The organism is Streptomyces sp. NPDC058459 (assembly GCF_042721685.1).
Lineage (GTDB): Bacteria > Actinomycetota > Actinomycetes > Streptomycetales > Streptomycetaceae > Streptomyces.
On the sequence record NZ_JBHXLV010000248.1, the window covers coordinates 1 to 9146 of the forward strand.

At 69.3% G+C, this 9146-nt stretch carries 3 protein-coding genes; 2 read left to right on the forward strand and 1 reads right to left on the reverse strand.

What is annotated here, in order from left to right; all coding sequences use genetic code 11:
- Positions 1-109 precede the first annotated feature (109 nt).
- On the reverse strand, positions 110-1912 hold the full coding sequence (locus ACFWN1_RS29380; RefSeq protein ID WP_384368475.1) for an FG-GAP repeat domain-containing protein: 1803 nt from the start codon (positions 1910-1912) through the stop codon (positions 110-112).
- 1523 nt (positions 1913-3435) lie between these two features.
- Here ACFWN1_RS29380 and ACFWN1_RS29385 point away from each other — a divergent pair.
- Both ACFWN1_RS29385 and ACFWN1_RS29390 read left to right on the forward strand, forming a co-directional pair.
- Positions 3436-6714: a hypothetical protein gene (locus tag ACFWN1_RS29385; protein WP_384368478.1), complete on the forward strand. Its 3279-nt coding sequence runs from the start codon at positions 3436-3438 to the stop codon at positions 6712-6714.
- A gap of 34 nt (positions 6715-6748) precedes the next feature.
- The coding region (locus ACFWN1_RS29390) for an RHS repeat-associated core domain-containing protein (RefSeq protein ID WP_384368481.1) at positions 6749-9146 on the forward strand (2398 nt) is incomplete at its 3' end.

The window sequence follows — 9146 nt, forward strand, 5'->3', positions numbered from 1 at the left end:
GAAATACGAATAACACTTAGCCTTCTACAAGTAATTAATACGCAATGCTGATGAGGTGTTTAAGCGGACACTTCCGCGCCAACCCCTCAGCCGTGTTCCCACGCCCTGCTCAGGAGATCGCCCTGATCGCCTGCCAGCCGCCCGTACCGACCGTCACCGGCGGGCCGACCGGGCCGGTGCGGCGGCCCGGTACGAACTCCAGACCGGCCGTGGTGCTCGATGTGGTGCTCCACAGGTCTGGCACGCCATCACCGTTCGAGTCGCCGGAAGCCGTCAGCAGGGGCCGGGCCGTCGTGGTCCAACCGGTGGCGTACGCCGTGCGATTGGTCCCGACACCCAGCGAGGCAGGGTCGGTGCCCCCGTCGGAGACGCCGTCACCGTCCGCGTCGCCAGCACCGCGACCGTGGTACAGCCACAGCTCACCGGTCTGGGTGTTGCGGGCGATCAGGTCCGTGCACCCGTCCCCGTCCACGTCTCCCGGCGACGCTAGGTGCATCTTGCCCCAGCCGGTGCTGCCGATCAGATAGCCCGCGTCAATGCTGCCGTAGGTGTAGCCGGGCAGGAACCACAGCTGGTCGCCGATGACCGCGACGAAGTCCGGGTTGGTCGACTCGCTGTCGGGAGTGATGTCGCCGACCGAGACGATCTGCCTGATGGTGGCCGGGTCGATGACCACCCCCGTCTCGGGATCGGCGAAGAAGTAGACCTCCTGCTTGGTGTCCTCGGTGAACTCGCCCAGACCGTTGTTGGGGTAGAGCCACAGCTTGCCGTCGGGACGGCGGGCGACCAGGTCCTCGTAGAAGTCCTCGGTCCAGTCGCCGCGATGCGTCAGGAGAGCACCGCTCCAGCCCCCGGACGAGGACAGCGGCAGCATGGTCGCCATCGCACCGCCCCCCGTACCGCCGTAGAGGCGCAGGTTGCCTGGTTCGTCGACGGCGAAGAAGTCGGGCGCACCGTCACCGTTGACGTCGCCGGGCTTGTCCATCATTCCCGGGCTCTTGACGTAGAAGCGGTACGGATAGACCGGGCCCACGTTGCCGCCCGCGTCCACGATGCGCGCGTACAGCGTGTGCGGTCCCGGCGTCAGCGGGGTGATCCTGGCCGTCGCCGGGCCGCCCTTGCTCGTGGGCTTGGCCGAGGTGCTCGGCGGGGTGCGGTCCAGGGCGTACAGGTAGTCCGTCGCCCCCGTCTCGCCGTTGGCGCCGAACTCGAACTGGCCCTCGCTGCGGGCGAGCGCGCCCTCGACCGGTTCCCCGTCCGGTGTCGTCTCGGGGAACAGACCGTCCTTGGAGCTGACCTCCGGCATCACGGTCGGCGCCTTCGGGTCGAAGCCGAACCGGCAGCCGGCCGCGCCCTGCGTCGGCGTCCAGTCGGAGGCGAACGCGGCGTCGGCGGTGTCCTCCGCCTGCGTCTTCCAGGAGAACTGCCCGTCGCTCGCACCGATGTGGGCTGCCAGCAGGTTCTTGGGCACGGTGATGCGAGCCCGGGCCCCCCTGGAGTCGCTCGCCTTGACGGTGACCTTCACCTTCTTGTCGAGAAGGATGCCGGGCGAGACATCGTGCTTGCCGGTGGCCCACAGCTGGAACTGGACGTTGACGTCACCCCCGTCGGGGTCCCAGACTTGCGCCGTCAACTGGACATCGGTGTTGCCGAGCGTCACGTACGACGCGCCGTTGCCGCATTCGGTACTGCTCACCTTGGTACTGGGAACCGTGTCGAGATCCCACGGAGCCTTCGCCGGCCGGTTGAACTCCACGATCAGCTTGGCGTCCGGCTTGAACTTCTTCCAGCTGTAGGCGTCCTTGCCGTCCTCGGCGCTCTGCGGAGCACGCAGTCCGAAGGTGATGTCGGACCACTTGCCCGCGGCGGCCCTGACCGCCGCGTCCTTTGGCGGAGAAGTCGACCGCTGCATTGGGGCAACCGAAAGTCTCGTTGCCGTGGGCGTAGTTGCGGCTGTCCTGGCGGGTGGCCCAGGACGGCTGCTTGCTCCAGGTGGTCGTGGAGCTGATGCTGCCGGTCAGCCACAGCTCCACCGGTTTGGGCGTGCAGGACCACGAATGCGTCTCCGTGATCTGGAACTGTGCGTCGACCACCTTCACCCCGGCCAGGAACTTCGAGCCGACCCGGAAGAAGGAGCGGGCGGTGCCGCCCGTCGAGGATTCGTAGCCGACGCGCGCCTCGCTCGTGGTGCCGCCGTCCCAGCCGGTGCCGTTCCAGTAGCTGCTGCTCGGATGCGGCTTGTAGGCGATCGTCCACGCCTCGCGCGTACCCGTCATCCGTGGGTCGATGTAGACCGGGAACCGGGTGTCGGGAGCGTGGAGCAGATTCTGATCCGGCGTCAGCAAGACCTGTTCGTCGGTGATCTCGACACCGACCGCGCTGCTCTTGGTGCCAGGGGTGAGCGGTGAGGGCTCAGCGCCCGCGGGAGCGGCGGCAGGGGGAGTCGGCCCCGCCGACCGGGAGGCCGGCGCTTCCTCGGCCCTGGCGGAGGAGTCCCACATCCGGGCCGTCGAGGAGGCGAACACCGTCTGGCCCGCGGCGTTCACGGCCCGGATCGTGCCCGTCGAGGTGTCCTTGTGCACCTCCAGACCCTCGGTGTGGAGTCCGAAACCGATCTCGGCCAGTTCCGGCCGGCCCGCGGCCTCGGGTGTCTTCACGATCAGGGCCTGGCTGAATCCGTCCACACCGGCCCGGACGGCGAGGTCCACACCGGGGAAGACCTCGGGATACGTGGCGGTGGAGCCGTCGAGCCGTGCCCGCGGCAGAGGCTCGGGCCAGGTGAGGGAGAGTTCGCCGCCCCGGTCGGCCAAGGTGACCAGACTCGTGTCGCCGCCCGCCGAGAAGCTCACACGGCCGGGCGTGGCCCGGGGAGTGATCCGGCCCCCCGCCTCGGTGAGTGTGGTGTCCACCGGAGTCCACGCGCCTTCACGCCTGACCCGCACGGGGATCGAGTGCTGGGTGTGCCTGAGGTTGCCGTTGGGCAGCGCGTACGTCTCGCTCGTCTCGGTGCGGGCGGCGGCAACCTCGACCGGCTCACCGGTCCGTGCGGCCTTCACCATGGCGTCCGACTCGGCGTCAAGGGGCGACGCGACCGGAGTGCTTCCGGCGGCGACGCTCGTGGTCGGCGCCACCCCGGTGGCCGCCAGGGTCAGAGCCGCGACAAGTGCCGTACCGACCACACCCCTGACGTGGCGTCGTCTTCGTGATGCGTGTGACATGTGTGAATCCCCCCGGAATCATAGTGATGTGTGGTGCGTTCTTTGCCAACTGATTGATCAACTGAGGATTGTTGCATTGCTTTCGCTTTACTTGTAGAGATGATCATCATCGCCTACTCTCTGAGTCTTCACAGAAATGGTTACTCAGAGTGAGGGGGGGCCATCTGTGGACCAACTGACAAGACATCTCCGGTACTTCGGTCACTGGCACAGATCCGTGTCCCTGATCGTCGGACTCCTGCTGTTCATCGGCCTGATACCGGACGACGCGAGCGCCGCCTCAGGCAGCTCCCGCGTCTCCGAGCTGAAGCGGGACGCGTCGGTGCCGGGGAGGGATCACGCCAGGAAGCGCCCCAAGGCCCGTGACGAGGCCGGGGTCACCTTCAGGCCGACGGCGGGCACCGTCGCGGCGGCCGACTTCACGACCCTCGTCACCGGCACTCCGCCCACCACGGCCCGGCGCGCGCCGCTGTCCGCCGACGGCAGGAACACCGTCCGCACCGGTCTGGTCAGCGCCCATCAGGCCCGCAGGGCCGGCCGAGCCGCGGGCGGCGTCCGATCCCGCGGCCAAGCCGTGACGTCTCCGGCAGCCGTCCCCGGCAGCGGTGTCCAGATCGAGGTCAAGAGCCCCGCCGCCGCGCACAAGGCCGGTGTACAGGGCGTACTCTTCACCGCGGCACCCGCCCGAGGCGGCCTCGCCCGCGCAGCGTCCGGCGCCGTCGAACTCCAGCTGGACTACTCCTCCATCAAGGACTCCTACGGCGGCGACTGGGGCACCCGGCTCAAGCTGCACCGCCTGCCCGCGTGTGCGCTGACCACGCCCGAGCAGGAGCGCTGCCGCACCCGTACCGCGCTCGACGGCACCAACGACCCGGTCGGCCAGACCGTTTCCGGCGCCGTCGACCTCCCGGCGGCCAAGGCGGTACCCATGGTGCTGGCCGCCACCGCCGCCGCCTCCGGACCTGGCGGCAGCCACGAGGCGACCTCCCTGTCGCCGTCCGGCTCCTGGATGGCCGGCTCCTCATCCGGTGGCTTCGCCTGGACCTATCCGATCGAGGCGCCCGAGGTCCCCGGCGGCCCCGAGCCCGAGGTCGAACTCTCCTACTCCTCCCAGGCCGTGGACGGCCGCACCGCCTCCACCAACGCCCAGTCCTCCTGGATCGCCGAGGGATGGGACTACGAGCCGGGCTTCATCGAACGGCGCTACCGCTCCTGCTCCGACGACAAGGCCGAGATCGACGGAAAGAAGCCCAACAACACGGCTGACAGCGGTGACTTGTGCTGGGGTTCCGACCACGTGGTCATGTCGCTCGGCGGCAACACCACCGAACTGGTCAAGAAGGACGGCACCGACGAGTGGCGTCCCGCCGACGACGACGGCTCCCGCCTGCAGCACAGGAGCGGCGCGGCCAACAACACCAAGGACGGCGAGTACTGGGTCCTGACCACCACTGACGGCACGCAGTACCACTTCGGGCTGAACAAGCTCCCCGGCGCCCCGGACGGCACGGTCACCAACTCCGCTCTGACCGCGCCGGTGTTCGGCAACCACCCCGGCGAGCCGTGCCACGCCACCGCCTTCATGGACTCCGACTGCGCCCAGGCGTACCGCTGGAATCTGGACTACGTGGTGGACCCGCTCGGTGACGCCATGACCCTGTGGTGGGCCAAGGAGACCAACTACTACGGCCAGAACATGAAGGCCGACCAGCAGATCTCCTACACCCGCGCCGCGCAGCTCTCCCGCATCGACTACGGTCTGCGCGCCGACAAGCTGTTCGGCACCCAGCCCGCGGGCCGGGTCGCCTTCACCACAACCGAACGCTGCATACCCGACGCGGGGTTCGACTGCGCCGAGGCCAAGCGGACCGCCGCCAACGCCAGATACTGGCCGGACACCCCGCTGGACCAGGAGTGCGCTTCCGGGGCCAAGTGCACCGACAAGTACGCACCGACCTTCTGGACCACCAAGCGGCTCAAGAAGATCACCACCAGTGTGCTGGTGGGCAGCACGCTGAGCGTCGTCGACTCCTGGACGCTGGAGCAGTCCTTCCCGGCCACCGGTGACGGCACCTCCCCGGCCCTGTGGCTGGAGTCGATCACCCGCACCGGCCACGGCGCGGGCGGCACCGCCGACATGCCGAAGGTCACCTTCTCCGGTCTCCAGATGGACAACCGCGTGGACAAGGTGGAGGGCCTGCCGCCCTTCTCCCGCTACCGCGTGCACGCCATCGACACCGAGACCGGCGGCCGCATCGCCGTCACCTACTCCCCGCGCGACTGCCAGGCGCTGGAGCCCAGGCGGATGCCTGCCTCGCCCGAGTCCAACACCATGCGCTGCTTCCCGCAGTACTGGACCCCCAAGGGCGCGCTCAACCCGGTCAAGGACTGGTTCCACAAGTACGTCGTCACCGAGGTCCGCGAGGAGGACCTGGTCACCGACAGCCCCGCGAAGGTCACCTCCTACGAGTACCTCGGTGGCGCCGGATGGGCCCACGACGACAGCGAGTTCACCGAGAACAAGCACCGGACCTGGTCCCAGTTCCGCGGCTACGAGCGCGTACGTACCCGTCAGGGTGCGGGCGACGACGTCAGGCAGCTGACCGAGCACCGCTACTTCCGCGGCATGCACGGCGACAAGCTGCCCTCCGGCACCCGCTCCGTCACCGTCGCGGACAGCGAGGGCAAGACGTACAGCGATCTGCCGCAGTACCAGGGGCAGTTGCTGGAGCAGCTCACCTATGAGTCCGACGGCGGCCCCGTCGACTCCGCCACGGTCACCACGCCCTGGGCGGTGAAGACCGCCACCCGGACCCGTACCGGCAACACGCCCCTCGAAGCGTGGATGACCCGGCCGGAGACCGTCCGCACCCGCGAGCGCGTCAAGGGCGAGACCTGGCGCACCTCCACCGAGACCACCACGTACGACAGTTACGGCCTGCCATACCGCGTCGAGGAGAAGACGCCGGGTGGCAAGCTCCGTTGCTCGACGGTGGAGTACGTGCGCAACACGGTCGCGCACCTGGTCGAGTCGGAGTCCCGCGAGAGGACTACGCTCGGCGCTTGCGGCACGTCGGACCCCGAAGTCGTCGAGGACACCCGGACGTTCTACGACGGCCTGGTCTTCGGCGCGACGCCCACCAGGGGTCTGCCGACGCAGGTCCAGGAGTTGAACGGCTCGGGCGACAGCTACGTCACGATCGACCGTACCGAGTACGACATCCACGGTCGTGAGACCGCGACCTGGGACGCCGACGACCGCAAGACGTGGATCACCTACACGCCCGCGACGGTGGCCCAGCCGCTGAAGCAGGTCTCCACCGACCCGCTCGGCCACACGGAGACCACGGAATTCGACCCGGTCCGCGGTCTGCCGCTGAAGGAGACCGACACCAACGGCAAGTCGTCCACTATGGTGTACGACCCGCTGGGCCGACTGCTGAAGGTCTGGGAGATCGACCGCGACCCGGCGACGCAGACCCCCTCGGCGACGTAACGACTACGCGGTACGCCGTGACGGCCCCACCGTCGTGACCACCCGCACGCTCAAGGACAACGGCCAGTACGCCGCCTCCCACGAGATCCTCGACGGCCTGGGGCGCGAGCGCCAGACGCAGGACGAGGCGATCGGCGCGGGCCGGATCGTCAACGACGCCTTCTACGACAGCGCCGGCCGCAAATGGAAGGAGAACGAGGGGTACTACAACGCGGCCGAGCCCGAACCCAAGCTCCTGCTGGTCGGTGACAACGAGGTTCCGTCCCAGAGCAGGACCCTCTTCGACGGCCTGGGCCAGTCCACCGCCGAGATCACCTACTACCGCGGCACCGAGAAGCTGCGCACCACGACCGAGCGCGACGGCGACGTCACCACCACCCTCCCGCCCAAGGGCGACACGGTCACGGCGGTCTTCGAGGACGCCGAGGGCCGGGCCGAGAGGCAGCGCGAGTACACCGACCAGGCCCGCACCAAGTGGCGGGACACCCTCTACGAGTACGACGACCTCGACAACCTGCGCAAGGTGACCGCCCCCGGCGGCGCCGCCACCGTCTTCGAGTACGACAAGCGCGGCCGCCAGACCGCGAGCACCGACCCCGACGGCGGGCGCACCGAGGTCCGGTACGACAACGCCGACAACGTGGTCGCCACCGTCGACCCGCTCGAACGGACCCTGGTCACCACCTACGACAAGGGCGGCCGCCCGACCACACTGCGCGAGGGCAGCGACACCGGGCCCAAGCGCGTGGAGTGGACGTACGACAGCCTCGTCAAGGGCCTGCCGACCGCGCAGATCCGCTACGAGGGCGGCCGTGAGTACCGGGAGGAGGTCACCGCCTACGACAACGCCTACCGGGTGAAGTCGACCAGGACGGTGATCCCGGCCGAGGAGACCGGCCTCGCCGGCACCTACACGTACACCTACTCCTACACCCCCACCGGCAACCTCGCCTGGGTCGAAGTGCCCGGTCTGGGGGGTCTGGTGACCGAGCGGGTCCTGTTCCGCTACAACTCCGACGACCTGCCCATCTTCGTCGGCGGCGCGTCCACCTACCTCTCGGACGTGCAGTACTCGGCGTTCGGCGAGATCCTGCGCACCGACGCGGGAACGGCGGGCAAGAAGGTCTACGGCTCCTACGTCTACGACGAGTTCACCCGTCGGCTCCAGTCGGCCACCTTCGACCGCTCCGTCAGCCCCGGCCGCATCAGTGAGACGCGATACGGCTACGACGACGCGGGCAACATCACGAAGATCACCGACGTGCCGGGCAGCGCCGCCCCGGACGCGGGCAAGACGGACACCCAGTGCTTCGTCCACGACCAGCTACGGCAGATGACCTCGGCCTGGACGGCGAAGACGGACGACTGCTCGTCCGGACCGTCCCAGACCACGGTCGGCGGCCCGGACGCCTACTGGCAGTCGTACGAGTACGACGACGCGGGCAACCGGAAACGGCTGGTCGAGCACGACGCGGCCGGTGACACGGCGAAGGACGTCACCCGCACCTACACCTACGGCAAGGACGGGGTCGGCGGCCCGAACGCGCTCGCCGAGATCAAGTCCGTCGGCCCGCAGGGCGAACGCCTGAACACCTTCTCCTACGACAAGGCGGGCAACACCACCGGCCGACAGCACGGCGGCAACCAGCAGACGCTCGAATACGACATCGAGGGCCAGCTGCGCAAGGTGGCCCAGCCCGTCGAAGGCGGCGGCACGCAGACCACGTCCTACCTCTACGGCGCGGACGGTGAACGCCTGATCCGCACCGGCGCGGACGGCAGCCGCACGCTGTACCTCGGCGACGCGGAGCTCACCGTCAACGCGGCCAACACCACGGCGAAAGCGGAGCGCTTCTACCCGCACCCCGACGGCTCCACGACGGTCCGCGCGACCGGCGGGGTCCGTCAGATGATGCTCGCCGACCACCACGGCACGTCCCAGACGGTCGTGGACATGGTCGACCCGGCGATGGGCGTCACCCGGCGCAAGTCGATGCCGTTCGGCGAGGAGCGCGGGGTCCAGCCCACCGCCTGGCCCGGACAGCGCGGCTTCGTCGGCGGGACGGTCGACCGGGACACGGGGCTGACCCGGCTGGGCGCCCGGGACTACGACCCGTTGACCGGCAGGTTCCTCACCGTCGACCCGATGGTCGACTTCGGTCGGCCGGCCACGATGAACCCGTACGCCTACAGCAACAACGCCCCGGCCACGTTCTCCGATCCCTCGGGCGAGTTCTTCCCGGTCGTGGTGGTGCTCGGTATCGCGGCCCGCATCGCCATCCAGGCGGCGATCCGTGCGGCGGCCCGGCGCGCGGCGATCATCGCGGCGCGCAAGGCGGCTCAGGCGGCTGCCCGGCGTGCCGCGGCCCTGGCGCGCAAGCGGGCGATCGAGGCGGCGAAGCGTGCGGCGGCCAAGGCCCGCCGGGAGGCGG

Bases quoted from the DNA above. Each gene is read 5' to 3' on its own strand.
- ACFWN1_RS29380 (WP_384368475.1), bottom strand. From the start codon at position 1,912: ATGCAGCGGTCGACTTCTCCGCCAAAGGACGCGGCGGTCAGGGCCGCC.